The organism is Pseudomonas rustica (assembly GCF_049959085.1).
Lineage (GTDB): Bacteria > Pseudomonadota > Gammaproteobacteria > Pseudomonadales > Pseudomonadaceae > Aquipseudomonas > Aquipseudomonas rustica.
Genome location: NZ_CP188200.1, coordinates 2375971 through 2394321, shown reverse-complemented (window position 1 = coordinate 2394321; position 18351 = coordinate 2375971). Strand labels below are relative to the sequence as shown.

The 18351-nt window shown below is 59.7% G+C and carries 12 protein-coding genes; 9 read left to right on the top strand and 3 right to left on the bottom strand.

Going from position 1 to position 18351, the window contains the following annotated elements; translation table 11 throughout:
• Positions 1-117: 117 nt before the first annotated feature.
• The 6 genes from ACP3TY_RS11070 to ACP3TY_RS11045 all read left to right on the top strand — a co-directional run bounded on the left by ACP3TY_RS11070 (position 118) and on the right by ACP3TY_RS11045 (position 10210).
• Positions 118-639, top strand: a complete 522-nt coding sequence (locus tag ACP3TY_RS11070) for a sigma-70 family RNA polymerase sigma factor (RefSeq protein WP_159811317.1) — start codon at positions 118-120, stop codon at positions 637-639.
• Entirely contained in the window at positions 636-1601 is a 966-nt protein-coding gene (locus tag ACP3TY_RS11065) for a FecR domain-containing protein (protein WP_426619965.1), read from the top strand. Before ACP3TY_RS11070 ends, ACP3TY_RS11065 begins: the two co-directional genes overlap by 4 nt.
• A 175-nt stretch (positions 1602-1776) precedes the next feature.
• Complete coding sequence (locus tag ACP3TY_RS11060; protein ID WP_426620458.1) at positions 1777-4113, top strand: TonB-dependent siderophore receptor; 2337 nt, start codon at positions 1777-1779, stop codon at positions 4111-4113.
• Between the two features lie 230 nt (positions 4114-4343).
• On the top strand, positions 4344-5597 hold the full coding sequence (gene mexE, locus ACP3TY_RS11055) for a multidrug efflux RND transporter periplasmic adaptor subunit MexE (protein ID WP_053119928.1): 1254 nt from the start codon (positions 4344-4346) through the stop codon (positions 5595-5597).
• Between the two features lie 15 nt (positions 5598-5612).
• The gene (locus tag ACP3TY_RS11050) at positions 5613-8792 is read left to right on the top strand and encodes an efflux RND transporter permease subunit (RefSeq protein ID WP_053119927.1); all 3180 of its coding nucleotides are present in this window, start codon (positions 5613-5615) and stop codon (positions 8790-8792) included.
• Positions 8789-10210: an efflux transporter outer membrane subunit gene (locus tag ACP3TY_RS11045; RefSeq protein WP_053119925.1), complete on the top strand. Its 1422-nt coding sequence runs from the start codon at positions 8789-8791 to the stop codon at positions 10208-10210. The genes ACP3TY_RS11050 and ACP3TY_RS11045 overlap by 4 nt, the downstream gene beginning before the upstream one ends.
• 190 nt (positions 10211-10400) lie before the next feature.
• Here ACP3TY_RS11045 and ACP3TY_RS11040 read toward each other — a convergent pair whose 3' ends face one another.
• Genes ACP3TY_RS11040 through ACP3TY_RS11030 form a run of 3 tightly spaced genes read right to left on the bottom strand, consistent with a single transcriptional unit; the run spans position 10401 to position 13690 of the window.
• Positions 10401-11348 (bottom strand): biotin/lipoyl-binding protein, encoded by a 948-nt coding sequence (locus ACP3TY_RS11040; RefSeq protein WP_426619964.1) that lies wholly within the window; start codon positions 11346-11348, stop codon positions 10401-10403.
• 4 nt (positions 11349-11352) lie between these two features.
• Complete coding sequence (locus tag ACP3TY_RS11035; protein ID WP_053119922.1) at positions 11353-11553, bottom strand: DUF1656 domain-containing protein; 201 nt, start codon at positions 11551-11553, stop codon at positions 11353-11355.
• Complete coding sequence (locus ACP3TY_RS11030; RefSeq protein ID WP_426619963.1) at positions 11543-13690, bottom strand: FUSC family protein; 2148 nt, start codon at positions 13688-13690, stop codon at positions 11543-11545. Before ACP3TY_RS11030 ends, ACP3TY_RS11035 begins: the two co-directional genes overlap by 11 nt.
• A 161-nt stretch (positions 13691-13851) precedes the next feature.
• On the opposite strand from ACP3TY_RS11030, the gene ACP3TY_RS11025 reads away from it, so the two are divergent.
• The 3 genes from ACP3TY_RS11025 to ACP3TY_RS11015 all read left to right on the top strand — a co-directional run bounded on the left by ACP3TY_RS11025 (position 13852) and on the right by ACP3TY_RS11015 (position 18351).
• The gene (locus ACP3TY_RS11025; protein WP_426619962.1) at positions 13852-14907 is read left to right on the top strand and encodes a tetratricopeptide repeat protein; all 1056 of its coding nucleotides are present in this window, start codon (positions 13852-13854) and stop codon (positions 14905-14907) included.
• Positions 14908-15181: 274 nt separating this feature from the next.
• Positions 15182-16684, top strand: a complete 1503-nt coding sequence (locus tag ACP3TY_RS11020; RefSeq protein ID WP_426619961.1) for an ATPase domain-containing protein — start codon at positions 15182-15184, stop codon at positions 16682-16684.
• The gene (locus ACP3TY_RS11015; protein ID WP_426619960.1) at positions 16681-18351 is read left to right on the top strand and encodes an ATP-binding protein; all 1671 of its coding nucleotides are present in this window, start codon (positions 16681-16683) and stop codon (positions 18349-18351) included. The genes ACP3TY_RS11020 and ACP3TY_RS11015 overlap by 4 nt, the downstream gene beginning before the upstream one ends.

The window sequence follows — 18351 nt, the reverse complement described above, 5'->3', positions numbered from 1 at the left end:
CTCTTTGCGCCAACCCCTGCTGCGAAAATTCCTACGCACACTTCTTGCCGCCACACCCGGCCGATATATATGATAAGGATTATCATTTGTACCATCCTTATCCGGCGCCCTCCTACGATGCTTCCATCTCCACAAACCAGTTTCTGCGATGTCGCTGTGCTCTATCGCCAGCAGCACGGTTGGTTACAGAACTGGCTACGGCGTCGGCTCAATTGCTCGCAGAGTGCGGCGGATCTGGCGCAAGACACGTTCATGCGCCTGCTGGCCAAGGAACAAGTGCCGGAACTACACGCCCCGCGCACCTTTCTGGCGAAGGTGGCGCAGAGTGTTCTGTGCAATCATTACCGCCGACAAAAACTCGAACGCGCTTACCTTGAAGCACTGGCAGCGATGCCTGAACAGGTCGCGCCGAGCCTGGAAACTCAGGCCATTCTGCTGGAAACCCTGATCGCCCTCGACGCTGCGCTCGAAGGTCTTGAGCGCCCGGTGCGCGAGGCGTTTCTGCTGTCGCAAATGGACGGTTTGAGTCACGGTGAAATCGCCGCGCGGCTCGACGTTTCAATCACCACGGTCAAGCGCTACATCATCAAAGCCGGGGCGATGTGCATCATGCTCGATGACAGCCTCGACCTGCCATGAACCGCGCAGACACTTTGGCGATTTCCGGCGACGTCGCCGAGCAGGCCATGCACTGGCACCTTGAGTTGCAGGAGCCCGAGGTCAGCGAAGCGACGCTCGCGGCGTGGATGCGCTGGCGTCAGGCGCACCCGGTGCACGAGCACGCCTGGCAACGGGCGGAAGTGTTTGCACGACGCATGCGCGACCTGCGCAGCCCCGACCAGCGCTCCCTCGCCCACGCCGCCCTGCGACCCACGCTGTCACGGCGTTCGGCGCTCAAGCAGTTGAGCGTTTTGTTTGCGGCCGGTGCCGGTGCCTGGGCCATGAAAGACACGGCGTTGGTGCAAGACCGGCGCGCGGATTACTACAGCCAGGTTGGCGAGCAAAAGAGCTTTACGCTGGCCGATAACACGCAAATCCAGCTCAACACCGACAGCGCAATCAACGTGGTTTTTGAACGGGAATCGCGGCGCATCAAGTTGCTGCGCGGCGAGCTGCTGGTCACCCGCGCCGATGGCCGATTGTTGTCGGTGGACACCGCTCAGGGTCGACTGGAATCCGCACTCGCGCGCTTCAGCGTCAGACAGCGCGCCGGTTTCACTCAGGTCAGCGTTTATCAGGGCACGTTGGCGATCAACCCTTCCCGTATGCCGCATCAGCCCATCGCACTCAAGGCCGGCGAACAAATCAGTTTCAGCGCCGGGGAGATTTTCAGCAGGCAAGTCATTGCACTTACCACGCCGGCCTGGAGTCAGGGCATGCTGGTCGCGCAAGGCCAACGTCTGGCCGACTTCCTCGAAGACCTGAGCCGTTATCGCCAGGGCCATCTGGCCTGTGATCCGCGTTTGGCCGACCTGCGGGTTTCCGGCACCTTCCCCCTCGGCAACACCGAGAAAATCATCTTCGCGGTCGCTGACACTTTGCAGCTCGATGTGCAGCAATTCACTCGCTACTGGGTGACGTTGAAACCGCGCACCGCCTGATACTGAAAAATATTCGCATTTGGGTGGTCCGATTTCGATTCTCGCGAGACTTAAACCCCAGACATTCAATTCAATGGGGAAGCAACTCGTGAATCTCACCGCACGCAAACGCCAGGGCTGGCAATTTTCGATCAAACAGAAACTGGCCGGCGCCGTGGTTCAAGGCATCGCTTGCATGGCAGTGACCGCACCACTGCTGATCGCGCCAAACTGGGCCGCCGCCGAGCAAACTCAAGAAGATTTCGATATCCCCGCTGGTGCGCTCGCACCGGCGTTGACGCGTTTTGGCCAGACTGCGCACATCCTGTTGTCCTACTCCACATCGCTGACCGATGGGCGCAGCACATCCGGCCTTAAAGGTCGTTACGACGTCGACCAAGGCCTGGCGATTCTGCTGGCCGGTTCCGGGCTTGAAGCCAGTCGCGGCGCCAACGGCAATTATTCGCTGCAGGCCAGCACCGGTGATGCGCTGGAGCTGGGCGCGGTGTCGATTTCCGGCAAGGCGCCGGGTTCGACCACTGAAGGCACCGGGCTCTACACCACGTATTCCTCCAGCAGCTCGACGCGGCTGAACCTGACCCCGCGCGAGACTCCGCAATCGATGACGGTGATGACCCGTCAGCGTCTCGATGACCAGCGCCTGACCAACCTGACCGATGCCCTCGAAGCCACGCCGGGCATCACCGTGGTGCGCGACGGTCTCGGTTCGGAAAGCGATTCCTATTGGTCGCGCGGTTTTGCGATTCAGAACTACGAGGTCGACGGCGTTCCCACCAACACGCGCCTCGACAACTATTCGCAAAGCATGGCGATGTACGACCGCATCGAAGTCGTGCGCGGCGCCACCGGTTTGATCAGTGGCATGGGCAACCCGTCCGCGACGATCAACCTGATCCGCAAGCGCCCGACTGCCGAAGCGCAGGCCAGCATCACCGGTGAAGCCGGCAACTGGGATCGCTACGGCACCGGTTTTGACGTCTCGGGGCCGCTGACGGAAACCGGCAATGTGCGCGGACGCTTTGTCGCCGATTACAAAACCGAGAAAGCCTGGATCGACCGTTACAACCAGCAGTCGCAGCTGATCTACGGCATCACCGAGTTTGATCTGACGGAAGACACCCTGCTGACCATGGGCTTCAGTTATCTGCGCAGCGACATAGACTCGCCGCTGCGCTCCGGCCTGCCGACGCGTTTCAGCACCGGCCAGCGCACTGACCTGCAACGATCGTTGAATGCCGCGCCGGACTGGTCGTACAACGATCACGAACAGACCAGTTTCTTCACCTCCATCGAGCAGCAACTGGGCAACGGCTGGAGCGGCAAGATCGAACTGACCCACGCCGAAAACAAGTTCGACGAACTGTTCAACTTCGCTATGGGTGAGCTGAATACCGACGGCAGCGGTCTGTCGCAACTGCCGGTGCGTTTCTCGGGCACGCCGCGTCAGGACAACCTCGATGTGTACCTCACCGGCCCATTCAGTCTGTTCGGGCGCGAACACCAGTTGATTACCGGCATGACCCTCTCACAGTACAAAGAAAGCACGCCGAGCTGGGGCGGTTGGCGTTACGACTACAACGGCTCGCCGGCGGGCGCTATCGACAACCTGTTCACCTGGGACGGCAACTCGGTTAAACCGGACTTCGCCGTCAGTGGCAAATCGTCGATCGACGAAGATCAATACGCGGCGTACCTGACCTCGCGTTTCAGCGTCAGCGATGACTTGAGCCTGATTCTCGGCAGCCGCGTGATCAACTGGAAACGCGACACCTCGGATCGCCCGTATGGCGGCGAAGAAAGCGAAGTCAATCGCGAAGAAAACGGCGTGTTCATTCCGTACGCCGGTATCGTTTACGACCTCAATGACACCTGGTCGCTGTACGCCAGCTACACCAAGATCTTCAACCCGCAAGCCTCGTGGGTCACCGACGAAGACAACAAACCGCTCGACCCGATGGAAGGCAAAGGCTACGAGATCGGCATCAAGGGCACGCACCTCGATGGCAAGCTCAACTCCAGCCTGGCCGTGTTCAAACTGGAGCAGGACAACCTGGCGATCTGGCAACACGACAACGTCTACAGCTCCGAGCAGGACACCACCTCCAAAGGCATCGAGATGGAGTTGAACGGTGAACTGGCCGAAGGCTGGCAGGCCTCCGCCGGCTACGCGTATTCAGTGACCACCAACGCCGACGACGAGCGCATCAACACTAACCTGCCGCGCAACAGTTTCAAGACCTTCACCAGCTATCGCCTGCACGGCCCGCTGGACAAAGTCACGATTGGCGGCGGCGTGAATTGGCAGAGCAAAGTCGGCGCCGACCTGCATACGTTCAGCCAGGGCAGCTACGCGGTGACCAACCTGATGGCCAAGTACGACATCAGCCACAACCTCAGCGCTTCGGTGAATCTGAACAACGTGTTTGATCGCGAGTACTACAGCCAGTCCGGTCTGTACGGGGTTTACGGCGCACCGCGCAATATCATGACGAGCTTCAAGTACAACTTCTGATCCGCTCTGAAGTGGCGCGCCCTCTTTATGGGTGCGCCATGCGCCGGCAGCGCCTCGCATGAAACTTTCATTAAGGATATTGATAGCACCCTAACGAAAGGTGCATGCTAGAGGGCTCGCTGCGGTCTTATATCATTCCGAATGATAGTTACCTTTGCTTCATTCGATTCGTGCCATCACAGCCTGCCGAGCATCATCCGCCCATCTTCAATACATTGGCGGATGCATCCATGGAACAGTCACTCAAACATTTGCGCTTCCCGTTGGCCATGCTGGCCATCCTGGTGATGAGCGCCTGCGGCAAGACTCCGGAGACTGCCGCCACCCAGCCTGCTGCCAAAGTCAGCGTGGCCAAGGTGATCGAACAACCGGTCAACGAATGGGACGAATTCACCGGCCGCCTCGAAGCACCGGAAACCGTTGAAATCCGTCCACGGGTCTCCGGCCAGATCGACGAAGTCGCTTTCACTGAAGGCGCCCTGGTCAAGAAAGGCGACCTGCTGTTCCAGATCGATCCGCGTCCGTTCCAGGCCGAGGTTCGCCGCCTCGAAGCCCTTGTCGCCCAATCCCGCGCCAACGCCACCCGCAGTGAAAACGAAGCTGGCCGTGGTGAACGTCTGCGTGCCAGCAACGCGATCTCTGCCGAACTGGCTGACTCGCGCACCAGCGCTGCTCAAGAAGCCCGCGCCGCCGTCGGTGCCCTGCAAGCGCAACTGGATCTGGCCAAACTCAACCTCAGCTTCACCCGCGTGACCGCGCCGATCACTGGCCGCGTCAGCCGTGCCGAGATCACCGCCGGTAACCTGGTGACCGCCGACACCACGCCGCTGACCAGCGTGGTTTCCACTGATCGCGTTTACGCCTACTTCGATGCCGACGAGCGTGTGTTCCTCAAATACACCCAACTCGCTCGCAACGGTCAGCGCGGCGCGACCACCCCGGTGTACATGGGCCTGTCCAATGAAGACGGCAACCCGCACCTCGGTCAGATGAACTTCGTCGACAACCAGGTCAACCCGAAAACCGGCACCATCCGTGGTCGCGCAGTGTTCGACAACAGCGACGGTACCTACACCCCGGGTCTCTACGCACGACTGAAACTGGTCGGCAGCGGCACCTACAACGCGATGTTGATCAACGACGAAGCGGTCGGCACCGACCTCGGCAAGAAGTTCGTGCTGGTGATGGATGCGGACAACAACACCGTGTACCGCGCCGTCGAACTCGGTCCGAAAATCGAAGGCCTGCGCATCGTCCGCACCGGTCTGAACAAGGACGACACGATCATCGTCAAGGGTCTGCAACGGGTTCGCCCTGGCTCGCCGGTCACCCCGGAAGTGGTGCCGATGGCCAGCGAACAGACCATCGCGGCACTCGCTCAACAACGTCAAGCGCTGGAAGCCAGCAACCTGCCCAAAGTCGCCCCTGCCAAGGGTGCGTCCGGTGCGGTTGTGAAGCTGGCCGCCACGACCCCACGCGGTTAAGGGACGACAACTCCGATGAATTTTTCCCAATTCTTCATTTCACGGCCGATCTTCGCAGCGGTGCTGTCGCTGCTGATCCTGATCGCCGGTGCGATCTCGCTGTTCCAATTGCCCATCAGCGAATACCCGGAAGTCGTGCCACCGACCGTGGTGGTGCGTGCGAACTTCCCGGGCGCCAACCCCAAAGTCATCGGTGAAACCGTGGCGGCTCCCCTGGAGCAAGCCATCACCGGCGTCGAGAACATGCTGTACATGTCCTCGCAGTCGACTGCCGACGGCAAGATCACCCTGACCATCACCTTCGCCCTGGGCACTGACCTAGACAATGCGCAGGTGCAGGTGCAAAACCGGGTGACCCGAACCGAGCCGAAACTTCCCGAGGAAGTGACACGCATCGGTATCACCGTCGACAAGGCCTCGCCCGACCTGACCATGGTTGTGCACTTGACCTCGCCGGACAAACGCTACGACATGCTCTACCTGTCGAACTACGCGATCCTCAACATCAAGGATGAGCTGGCGCGTCTGAACGGTGTTGGTGACGTGCAGCTGTTCGGTATGGGCGACTACTCGTTGCGGGTCTGGCTCGATCCGAACAAAACCGCTTCACGCAATCTGACCGCGACCGATGTGGTTACCGCGATTCGCGAGCAGAACCGTCAGGTCGCCGCCGGCCAATTGGGCGCGCCCCCTGCCCCGAATGCCCAGAGCTTCCAGCTGTCGGTCAACACTCAGGGCCGTCTGGTCACTGAGGAAGAGTTCGAGAACATCATCATTCGCGCTGGCGACAATGGTGAAATCACTCGCCTGAAAGACATCGCTCGCGTCGAGCTGGGTTCCAGCCAATACGCCCTGCGTTCCCTGCTGAACAACCAGCCTGCCGTGGCGATCCCGATCTTCCAGCGCCCAGGTTCCAACGCCATCGATATCTCGAACGAAGTTCGCGGCAAGATGGACGAGCTGAAGAAAAGCTTCCCGCAAGGCATGGATTACAGCATCGTTTATGACCCGACGATCTTCGTGCGCGGCTCGATCGAAGCGGTGGTTCACACCCTCTTCGAAGCACTGATCCTCGTGGTTCTGGTGGTGATTCTGTTCCTGCAAACCTGGCGCGCCTCGATCATTCCGTTGGTGGCGGTGCCGGTATCGTTGATCGGTACGTTTGCGGTGATGCACCTGTTTGGCTTCTCGCTGAATGCGCTGTCGCTGTTCGGTCTGGTACTGGCCATCGGTATCGTGGTGGACGACGCCATCGTGGTGGTGGAGAACGTCGAGCGGAACATCGGACTCGGCCTGACCCCGGTCGAAGCGACCAAACGGGCGATGCGTGAAGTGACCGGCCCGATCATTGCCACGGCGCTGGTGCTGTGTGCGGTGTTCATTCCGGCGGCGTTTATTTCCGGCCTCACCGGGCAGTTCTACAAGCAGTTCGCACTGACCATTGCCATCTCGACCGTGATCTCGGCGTTCAACTCGCTGACCCTGTCGCCAGCGCTGGCCGCTGTGTTGCTGAAAAGCCACGACGCACCGAAAGACCGCTTCTCGAAAGTGCTCGACAAGATCTTCGGTGGCTGGCTGTTCCGTCCGTTCAACCGTTTCTTCGACCGCGCCAGCCATGGCTACGTCGGCACGGTGGGCCGGGTTATCCGCAGCAGCGGCATCGCCCTTCTGCTGTACGCAGGCCTGATGGTGTTGACCTTCTTCGGCTTCTCCAGCACCCCGACCGGGTTCGTACCCGGCCAGGACAAGCAATACCTCGTCGCTTTCGCGCAACTGCCGGACGCTTCGAGCCTGGATCGCACCGAAGACGTGATCAAACGCATGTCCGACCTCGCGCTGAAACAACCAGGCGTGGAAAGCGCTGTAGCGTTCCCGGGCCTGTCGATCAACGGCTTCACCAACAGTCCGAACGCCGGCATCGTCTTCGTGACTCTGAAACCGTTCGACGAGCGTAAAGACGCGAGCATGTCCGCCGGTGCGATCGCCGGGGCCTTGAACGGCCAGTTCGCCAACATTCAAGAAGCGTACATGGCGATCTTCCCGCCACCGCCGGTACAAGGTCTGGGCACCATTGGTGGTTTCCGTCTGCAAATCGAAGACCGGGGCAACCTGGGCTACGACGAGCTGTACAAAGAAACCATGAACATCATCAACAAGAGCCATAACGTGCCGGAACTGGCAGGCCTGTTTACCAGCTACACCGTGAACGTGCCGCAGGTCGATGCCGCCATCGACCGTGAAAAAGCCAAGACCCACGGCGTGGCCGTCAGCGACATCTTCGACACCCTGCAGATTTACCTGGGTTCGCTGTATGCCAACGACTTCAACCGCTTCGGGCGCACCTATCAGGTCAACGTTCAGGCCGAGCAGCAGTTCCGCCTCGAATCCGATCAGATCGGTCAGCTGAAAGTGCGTAACAACAAAGGCGAAATGATCCCGCTGGCGACCTTCATCAAGGTTAGCGACACCTCGGGCCCGGATCGCGTGATGCACTACAACGGCTTCATTACCGCAGAAATCAACGGTGCCGCAGCCCCAGGCTACAGCTCCGGGCAGGCCGAAAAAGCCATCGAGAAACTGCTCAAGGAAGAACTTCCGAACGGCATGACCTACGAGTGGACCGACCTGACCTACCAGCAGATTCTGTCTGGCAACACCGCGCTGTTCGTGTTCCCGCTCTGCGTATTGCTGGCGTTCCTCGTACTCGCCGCTCAATACGAAAGCTGGAGCCTGCCACTGGCGGTGATCCTGATCGTACCGATGACCCTGCTGTCGGCCATCACCGGCGTGATCATCTCGGGCGGTGACAACAACATCTTCACCCAGATCGGTTTGATCGTACTGGTCGGATTGGCGTGTAAGAACGCGATTCTGATCGTCGAGTTCGCCAAGGATAAACAGGAAGAAGGCCTCAACCCGCTCGCCGCAGTACTGGAAGCTTGCCGTCTGCGTCTGCGGCCGATCCTGATGACCTCCTTCGCGTTCATCATGGGTGTGGTGCCACTGGTGTTCTCCAGCGGTGCCGGTGCCGAGATGCGTCATGCCATGGGCGTGGCGGTGTTCTCCGGGATGCTTGGGGTGACCTTCTTCGGTCTGTTGCTGACGCCAGTGTTCTACGTGCTGATCCGTAACTTTGTTGAGCGCGGCGAAGCCCGCAAAGCAGCTAAGGCCCTCAAACTGGAGGCGCAACAATGAGTCTGAAAGTCTTCCTGCCGAGCCTGCTGGTGCTGGCCCTCAGCGCCTGCGCCGTCGGCCCCGACTACAAGACCCCAGCCACGGAGGCGGCCAACATCACGGCCGTCACCGACGGCGCCGCCGGGCAAAAGAACTTCGACCGTTCGAAATTCGAAGGCATCTGGTGGCAGCAATTCGACGATCCGACCCTCAACCAGTTGGTGACCCAATCGCTGCAAGGCAACCGTGAACTGCGCGTGGCGTTCGCCCGCTGGAAAGCCGCTCGGGCAATCCGCGACGACGCCAGCAACGATGCAATGCCGACCATCACCAGCCGCGTCAGCAGTGATCTGGCCAAGGGGCAAATCCCCGGCCAGACCACCGATCGGGTCAACAGCGAACGCTATGATCTCGGTCTGGACATGGCCTGGGAGCTCGATCTGTTCGGGCGCATCCAGCGCAATCTGGAAGCCAGCGACGCCGATCAAGAGGCCGCCAAAGCCGATCTGTACCAACTGCAAGTCACCATGATTGCCGAACTGGTCGACGCTTACGGTCAACTGCGCGGCGCTCAGTTGCGGGAAAAGATCGCCGTGGCCAACCTGAACAACCAGCAGGAGTCGCGCAAGATCACCATCAGCCTGCGTGACGCCGGCGTTGGCGATCAGCTCGACGTCGAACGTGCCGATGCGCGTCTGGCCTCGGTAGAAGCCAGCGTGCCGCAATTACAGGCCGAGCAGGTTCGGCAGAAAAACCGCATCGCCACCCTGCTGGGTGAGCGTCCGGACAAGCTGACCGTCGACCTCAGCCCAAAAGACTTGCCGGCGATTGCCAAGGCCCTGCCAATTGGCGATCCGGGTGAACTGCTGCAACGTCGCCCGGACATTCTCAGCGCAGAACGCAACCTGGCTTCGGCCACAGCGCGCATCGGCGTGGCGAAAGCCGATCTGTTCCCACGGGTCAGCCTCAGCGGTTTCCTCGGCTGGACGGCCGGGCGTGGTTCGCAAATCGGTTCCTCGGCGGCCAACGCCTGGGCACTCGGCCCGAGCATCACCTGGGCTGCGTTCGACCTTGGCAGCGTGCGAGCGCGTTTGCGCGGCGCCGATGCCGAAGCCGAAGGCGCACTGGCGACTTACGAGCAGCAAGTGCTGCTGGCCCTGGAAGAATCGGAAAACGCCTTCAGCGATTACGGTAAACGTCAGCAACGGCTGATCTCGCTGATTCGTCAGAGTGAGTCGAGCCGCAAGGCTGCTGACCTCGCCGAGATCCGCTATCGCGAAGGCACTACCGACTTCCTCGTGCTGCTTGATGCTCAGCGTGAACGTCTGAACGCCGAGGACACCCAGGCGCAGGCCGAAGTCGATCTGTATCGCGGCATTGTCGCGATCTACAAAGCCCTCGGCGGTGGCTGGCAACCGGAGACTGTTGCCAGCAAGTAATCGATTGTTAAAGAGCTCCTTTGGTTGGCCGCAACCAACCAAATTTTTTGCCCCGCGTATCATTCGGTCGCGGGGCTTTTTTGTGCCTGCCGAATCAACATGTAGGAGCTGCCGAAGGCTGCGATCTTTTGATGTTGCTTTTGGATGGGCAAGATCAAAAGATCGCAGCCTTCGGCAGCTCCTACAGGGGTTAGTGTGATTCCAGGATCGTGACGGTGGCGGTTGTGCCTGCACGCAAGCGGTTCTTGCCAGCGTAATCCGCGTCAATCTCGATCCGCACCGGTACCCGTTGCGCGAGTTTTACCCAGGTGTAACTCGGGTTGATGTTGGCCAGCAGTCGACTGCCCGGGGCGTTTTCGCGGTCGGCAATGGCGTAGGCGATGCTCTGCACCGTGCCACCGAAGGTTTCGCCGCTCATCAACTGCACTTTGACCCGGTCACCCTCTTCGATCCTCGGCAGTTTGGTTTCTTCGAAATAACCGCTGATGTAGAAAGAATCACTGTCGACCAGCGCCAACAGCGCGCCACCGGCCACGGCGTAATCGCCCTGGCGGGTCAGTAGATTGGTGACGAAACCGCTGACCGGGGATTCAACGCGGGTGCGCTGCAAATCCAGTTCCGCTTGGCTCAGTGCAGCAATCGCCAATTGCACATTGGCCTCGGCCAGCCCGAGATTGGCCTGATTGCGCAACAGATCGGCCTGGGCCACCGCGACGTCGGTGCTGGACTTCTCCCACTCCTCACCGGAAATGGCAAAACCCTGTTTCAACGTGCGCCGCCTGCGTTCTTCGCTTTGGCGCTGTTTGAGCAATGCCTCACTGGCAACAATCGAAGCTTTCGATTGGCCCAGCGTGGCTTTGGACACCTCGACCTCACGTCGCGCATGTTCCACCGCCAGTTTGTAGCGTGCCGGATCAATCTCCATCAGCAATTGGCCTTTATCAACGTGCTGGTTGTCCTGCACTGCCAGACTGACGATGCGCCCGGAGACATCGGCCGACAATGTCACCACATCCGCCCTCACCCGGGCATCCCGTGTCCACGGCGCGCGGGTGTAATACTCCCAAGCGAACCAGCCGAGAACGATCGCCAATATCACCACCGCCACGGTCATCAGTCTTACCAACAACATTTTCAAGGCTTCAGGCTCCCATCAACAAAATCAACGTGGCACAGACGCAGGCGTACAACGCGCCTTCGAACAGGGCCTCGTGCCAAACCAGGCGCAACACGCCCAGACGACGCAGCACCCAATCCAGCAGCAGGAATATCGGAATGGCGAGTAACAGCGCCTGGGCAATGGGCGGCAGGTAGACGCCGCCAACTTCGAAATCAATGGGCAAGGATCGGTTCTCCCTCAACGGTTCCTGCTTGCAGATATTCGCCATGACGTTGCAGGAATGACACGACGATCAGCAGCGCCACACGCATACGGAACACCGACCCTAGATGTTCGTGACTGGCGACGTGCAATTCGTCCAGCTCATCGCCTAATGCGTGAAGTCGTTCCAGCAATGGCGCCAGTTGCACATCATCACGCGCGGCCACAAACCGCCCGGTGTGGCGCAACGCTGAAGACAAATGCTGGCTGAACGCAGGCGTCACCAGCGTGTTGTTCTGTGCTTGCAGCCGTAGTTGCTGCATCGCCACCCCCAGCGCCAGACACGCCAGCGTCACTTCGTAGAGTTGCGGCATCGCTCGGTCATTCACCGCCGGCAACAGACCCTGCATGCTGGTCAGGCGATCGACCATGCGGCTTTCGAAAGCGAATTGCTGTTCATCGGTGGCCGGCAGCTTGGTCAGTTGATAGACCTGCTCGCGTGCTTCGTTATAGAGGCGACGCAGGCGCCACGCCGGACGAAACGGGAAAATCCACGCGTAGACAATCAGCGCCAGCATCGCCGCGCTGACGTAAGCGCCGGCGAACTCAAACCATTGAATTGCGCTGTTCTGCCCGGTACCAGCGTTCTGCGGGCCGAGCATCAGAAAACTCGACAAACCCAACCCCATCGCGATGCCCGCCGTGGCCGGACTGGATAACCCCACCGCGATCACATAGAGCAATGGCGCGAGCACCAACGCCAGCATTTCGAAGTTGCTGATCGCTGGCACGATCATGAATTGATAGAGCGCCGACAACAGCAACGCCACGCCCAAGCCACGCGCATAACTTTGCGCGGCCATCAGCGGCCGCGGGAACGTCGCCATCAGTGAACACAGGATGCCGACCAGAATCATCCCGCCGCGAGCGCCGTCCCACGCCGTTTCGATCCAGATCAGCCCGGCCACCAGCAAAGCGGTGAACGCTCGAATTGCGTTCATCGAGGTCAGGGTGAAATCCAGATGCAGCGGGCTCTGCTGACCGCGAAACATGCAACTGGCCTCGCGCCCTTCCTGGATCGCATCGCTGAGTTCAAGAATTTGCTCCAGTTGTTGCATCAACCGCGCTTGCTCCCAGCGCAGCGCCCACGCCAGTGAGCGCAAAGTGGCGCTCATGTCCTCGGTCAATTGCTCGGCCTTGTAGGCCATTTCGTCGAACTGTTGCTGCAACGTGACGAAGTGGTGCCGGGCCTCCTCAGGCATGGCACGGCCCTGCTGCGCCAATTGATCGAGAAACGCCAGTTCATCGGCGCGTAATCGCTGGATATCCAGCGGTAGATCACCTTCCCAACGCTCGGTGAGCAATTGCCGCTGGTGACGCAGTGCGGTCAGCCGCGACGTTAGCAACATCAGTTGATTGCCCAGTAACAGCACCAGATTGTTAGCGCTGCGCAGGCGCGGTGCATCGAAGTACAAATGCCGACGCAGGCCTTCCAGCGCACTGATTTCAGCGAGCACCTGCATTTGCCGACGCTGAAAATCGGCTTCGCTTTCTTCCGTGCGAATCACGGCGGCGGCATGGCCGGCGACCAGTTTGATCACTTGATCAACCTTGGCGAAATAACCCTTGGCCACCGCTTCGGGCCTCGCCGTCAGCAGGCTGACCACACAGACGCAGGCTACCGCCAATAACGTTTCAGTGACGCGGGTGACGGCCAGCAGAAACGTCCCGTCCGGTTCGGGAATCGCCAACAACGCCACCACCACCGCTGTATACCCGCTGAGTACGAATGCCTGTGAACTGGTGTAACGCAACAACGTGCCGCCCGCCGTACACAGTGCCAACCACAACGCGAGCGTTGTAATGAATGGCAGCGGTGCCTGAGGGAAGATTGCCATGATCAGCACTGCCACCGCCGCACCCAGCGTGGTGCCAATCACCTGGCCAAAACTGCGTGCCAGTGCCATCCCCGCCAGCGGCTGGCTGACAATCACCACCGCCATGATTGACCACTTCGGCTGGTCAAGATCGAACAAAAACGCCAGATATAACGTCAGCAACCCGGCGGCGATGGTGCGCAGGCCAAACAGCAGCACAGCCTGACCCGGGTGGATCACCGCTTTGAAATAATTGAACAGGGCTTGCATGGGCACACTCATTAAAAGCAACTCCTGCAAGCGTAGACACTGCATCGCAAGCCGGGCGAGTAATGCATTCGACGCGTGTTGTAGGACGTTTCACAAGGACAAGGTTTGACTCCCGCGCCGAGCTGACCGAAGCTTGCCGCTCTGCTCAAGTCAGCACGTTTCCGGATACCTGCATGCCCCAGTCCCGCCGCTACCTGCTCATCAGCCTTGGCCTCGCATTGATGGTGATCGTCGCCTGGTTGTCACTGCGCAGCACCACTCCGGTTGTCCCCGAAGCGATCAAGCATGGCTACAGCGAAGCTTTGTCGGCGGCGCGTGCCGGTCAGCCGGGGGCGGCGCGGCAGTTGTATCAGCAATTGGGGCGGCCTGATCTGTCGGTGAAACGCCGCGTGTGGCTGCATGCCGAATTACCCAATTACCCAAGCCCGCAGGCATTGAAACTGGCCGATGCGGATTTGCAGAGCGAAGCGGCCGATGTTCGCCTGGCGGCAATCAAAAGTGTCGTGGGCCTGGTACCCGGCGGCCAGCGCAGCCTATTGCTCGGGCCGCTGCTGGAGGACGAGGATCAAACCGTTCGCTTTGCCGCGATCAATGCCCTGCTCGGTTTGACCCCGGATGAGCTGGGGTTGTACTTCGCGCCGCTGGAGCAAGCGATCGACGGCTGGGAGCAAGTCCTCAAGGAGCAACCACCGAGCGCTGCGACCTACGCGCAACTGGCGCGCCTGCACTTGCACAATGCCGAACTCAAGCAAGCGCAAGACGCGCTGGAAAACACTTTGCGCCTGGAGCCGGGCAACTTACCGGCGCTGGTCATGCAGATTGATGTGCTCGACCGTCAAGGCCAGAGCGACGCTGCCCGGCAATTGCTCGCGAAGCAGCTCAAAGCCCAGCCCGATTCGGCGTATCTGCAACATGCTCTCGGCCTCTGGTTACTGCACCATGATCAGCTCGAATTTGCTTTGCTCGGCTTATCCAAAGCCGTCGAACTTGAACCCGACAACAAGGATTATCGCTACGACCTCGCGACCACCCTGCACAGTGCCGAAGAACTGGAAGCCGCGCAGAATCAGTTGCAGGAAATCGTTCAGCGCCATCCTGCCGACCGCAAGGCGCGGGTGTTGCTGATCAATTACTGGAAAGAAAGCGGTCAATTGCAGAACGTGCAGGTTTTGCTGGCACAACTGGAACAACTCAATCCGGATGATCCTGCTTTGCAACAGGGCCTCTAAACCTCAAGCACCCTGACCGAATTCACCACTGCCTGTGGCGAGGGGATTTATCCCCGTTGGGTCGCGCAGCGGCCCCTCTTCACCAAAAGCAGGGCCTGCTGCGCACGCCAACGGGGATAAATCCCCTCGCCACAAAGGCCTGCCTCAGATTTTCGTGTTCGCCGTAAACTTTCAAGAAGAAAGAGCGGAACTGCCATCACGGCCCAAGGTCAAGTAATCAGGCAGCTCAATCGAGTCAGCTGCCTCGCTTCCCCTAGTCATGAGAGGGCATTTTTTGTCTACATCTAACGAGTTGATCAGTGCAAAAGCCGCCACCGGCATTGTGGGCCTGGATGACATCCTGGCCGGTGGCTTATCGCGCGGGCATGTTTTCCTGCTGGAAGGAGAACCCGGAACCGGTAAAACCACGGTCGCTTTGCATTTTCTGATGGCCGGCGCGAAAGCCGGCGAACGCTCGTTGTACATCACGCTGTCGGAAACCGAGAATGAATTGCGCCAGGGTGCGCTCTCCCACGGCTGGGAGCTGGATGAGAACATCAAGATTTTTGAGCTGACGCCACCGGAAAGCCTGCTCAATGCCGAGCATCAGCAGAGCCTGCTGTACTCCTCCGATTTGGAGTTGGGCGAAGCAACCAAGCAGATTTTCGAAGCGGTCGAACGCTTCAAACCGACCCGCGTCGTGCTCGATAGCCTGTCGGAGATCCGTTTGCTGGCGCAAAGCTCTTTGCGCTATCGCCGGCAGATTCTGGCAATCAAACATTACTTCGTGCGCTACAACGCTACCGTACTGTTGCTCGACGACTTGACCACCGAGTCCCTCGACAAAACCGTGCACAGCGTAGCCCACGGCGTGATTCGTCTGGAAGAACTGACCCCAAACTATGGCGCCGAGCGCCGCCGCGTGCGGGTGGTCAAATACCGCGGTCAGAAGTATCGCGGAGGCTTCCACGACTTCACCATCATGGGTGACGGCGTTCACGTATTCCCAAGGCTGGTCGCCGCCGAACACCGTGGAGAATATGCACGCCTGCAGCTCACCAGCGGCATCAAAGAGCTGGACGCCCTGCTCGGCGGTGGCATCGAAACCGGTTCCAGCACACTGATTCTCGGCCCGGCCGGTACCGGTAAATCGCTTATCTCGATGATTTTCGCCGCTGCGGCAGTGACGCGTGGCGAGAAAGCTGCGTTGTTCATTTTCGATGAAGAACTGGGTTTGCTGTTCGAGCGCATAAGAAATATCGGCATCGACCTCAAGGCCCTGCAAGCGACCGGCAATCTGTTGATCGAACAGGTAGACGCCGCCGAACTGTCGCCGGGCGAGTTTTCCCACCGCGTGCGACGCTGCGTCGATGAAGGAGAAATCAAGACCGTGGTGATCGACAGCATCAACGGCTATCAAGCCGCGATGCCGGAAGAAAACGCCCTGGTGCTGCACATGCACGAGTTGCTGCTGTACCTTAACCGCAAAGGCGCGGCGACGTTCATGACGGTCGCCCAACATGGTCTGGTCGGCGATATGCAAGCGCCGGTCGACATCACTTACCTGGCCGACACGGTGATTCTGTTGCGTTACTTCGAAGCCCTCGGCAAAGTCCGGCGGGCGATTTCCATCATCAAGAAACGCACCGGCAGCCACGAATCGACCATTCGCGAATACCGCATTTCCACGCAAGGCATGACCATTGGTGAACCGCTGGAAGCCTTCCAGGGCGTGCTTCGTGGCGTACCGACTTACCTCGGCGCGAGCAAACCGCTGTTGCAGGAAGATAGCTTGTGACGGTGACTACGCCGCTGGCCGAACGGGCGCTGATTCTGGCGCCCGTGGGTCGCGACAGCCAAATTGCGCTGATGATCCTCAATGAGGCAGGTTTTGAAGGGCTGATCACCCCGGATCTCGGCGAACTGTGTTCGCAACTGGAGCCCGGCGCAGGGCTGTTGTTGATTGCAGCCGAAGCCCTGCGCGGCCCGGAAATGGAAGCGTTGTTCCAACACCTGGAAAATCAGCCGGCGTGGTCGGATCTGCCGATCGTGTTGCTAACCCATCACGGTGGGCAGGAACAAGGCCCCTCCTCCCAACTCAGCAACTTGCTGGGAAACGTGTCGTTCCTTGAACGCCCGTTTCACCCGGCGACACTGATCAGTATGGTCTCCGCCGCCCTGCGCGGTCGACGACGACAATATGAAGCCCGCGACCGCTTGATCGATCTGAGTGAAAGCGAACGGCGTCTGCAATCGACGCTGGAAACCCTCGAGCAACAGGTCGAGGAACGCACCGCGCAACTTCGCCACAACGAAGAAGCGTTGCGCCAGTCGCAAAAAATGGAAGCGGTCGGCCAGCTCACGGGCGGCATCGCCCACGACTTCAACAATATGCTCACCGGGATCATCGGTAGCCTTGAGTTGCTGCGCCGGCGACTTGCGCGTGGGCGCCTGGATGATCTCGACAGCCTGATCGATCTTGGCGTGACTTCTGCCAACCGCGCCGCTGGCCTGACCCATCGGCTGCTGGCGTTCTCTCGTCGGCAGTCGCTTGATTCCAAAGCCGTACAGATGAATACCCTTGTGCTGTCGATGGGCGAGCTGCTGCAACGCAGTCTCAACGAAAGCATCCAGCTGGACATGCGCCTGAACGACAAATTGTGGGTCGCCGAGGCCGATCCGAATCAATTGGAAAGCGCCCTGCTCAACCTGGTAATCAACGCCCGCGACGCCATGCCCGAGGGTGGCAAATTGATCGTCGAAACCAGCAATCAGGTGCTGCATCGCGAATTCACCGAGGCCTACAGCAACCTTGAGCCCGGCGATTACGTGATGCTCAGCGTCACCGACAATGGCAGCGGCATGCCGCAAAGCGTGATCAACCGCGCGTTCGATCCGTTCTTCACCACCAAACCAATCGGCCAGGGCACCGGGCTCGGTCTGTCGATGATTTACGGCTTCAGCAAGCAGTCACGCGGCCATGTCTCGATCGACAGCGAAATCGATCAAGGCACCACGGTGAAACTCTACCTGCCGCGCTTCCGTGGTGAAGAGCTGGAACAACCCGATACCGATATTCAGCAAGCGCCGGATGCAATCAACGGTGAAACGGTGCTGATCGTCGAAGACGACCCGGCCGTTCGCGTGCTGGTCAGCGCGGTTTTAAGCGAGTTGGGTTATGCCTTCGTCGAGGCTGGGGATGCCGACGGTGCGGTGCCGATTCTGAATTCGGCGCAGCGTATTGATCTTCTGATCAGCGACGTCGGCTTGCCGGGCATGAATGGTCGGCAGTTGGCGGAGATTGGTCGTCAATATCGGCCGGGGTTGAAGGTGCTGTTTATCACTGGATATGCGGAACACGCGGCCGTGCGCGGCGGGTTCCTCGATCCAGGGATGCAGATGATCACCAAGCCGTTTACCTTTGACCTTCTGACGGCGAAGGTCAGGGAGATGATCCGGCAGTGA

What these genes read in the sequence shown, in the direction of transcription:
- ACP3TY_RS11070 (WP_159811317.1), top strand. Translation starts at nt 118, where the DNA reads ATGCTTCCATCTCCACAAACCAGTTTCTGCGATGTCGCTGTGCTCTAT.
- ACP3TY_RS11060 (WP_426620458.1), top strand. Translation starts at nt 1,777, where the DNA reads ATGGCAGTGACCGCACCACTGCTGATCGCGCCAAACTGGGCCGCCGCC.
- ACP3TY_RS11050 (WP_053119927.1), top strand. Translation starts at nt 5,613, where the DNA reads ATGAATTTTTCCCAATTCTTCATTTCACGGCCGATCTTCGCAGCGGTG.
- ACP3TY_RS11045 (WP_053119925.1), top strand. Translation starts at nt 8,789, where the DNA reads ATGAGTCTGAAAGTCTTCCTGCCGAGCCTGCTGGTGCTGGCCCTCAGC.
- ACP3TY_RS11065 (WP_426619965.1), top strand. Translation starts at nt 636, where the DNA reads ATGAACCGCGCAGACACTTTGGCGATTTCCGGCGACGTCGCCGAGCAG.
- mexE (WP_053119928.1), top strand. Translation starts at nt 4,344, where the DNA reads ATGGAACAGTCACTCAAACATTTGCGCTTCCCGTTGGCCATGCTGGCC.
- ACP3TY_RS11030 (WP_426619963.1), bottom strand. Translation starts at nt 13,690, where the DNA reads ATGAGTGTGCCCATGCAAGCCCTGTTCAATTATTTCAAAGCGGTGATC.
- ACP3TY_RS11025 (WP_426619962.1), top strand. Translation starts at nt 13,852, where the DNA reads ATGCCCCAGTCCCGCCGCTACCTGCTCATCAGCCTTGGCCTCGCATTG.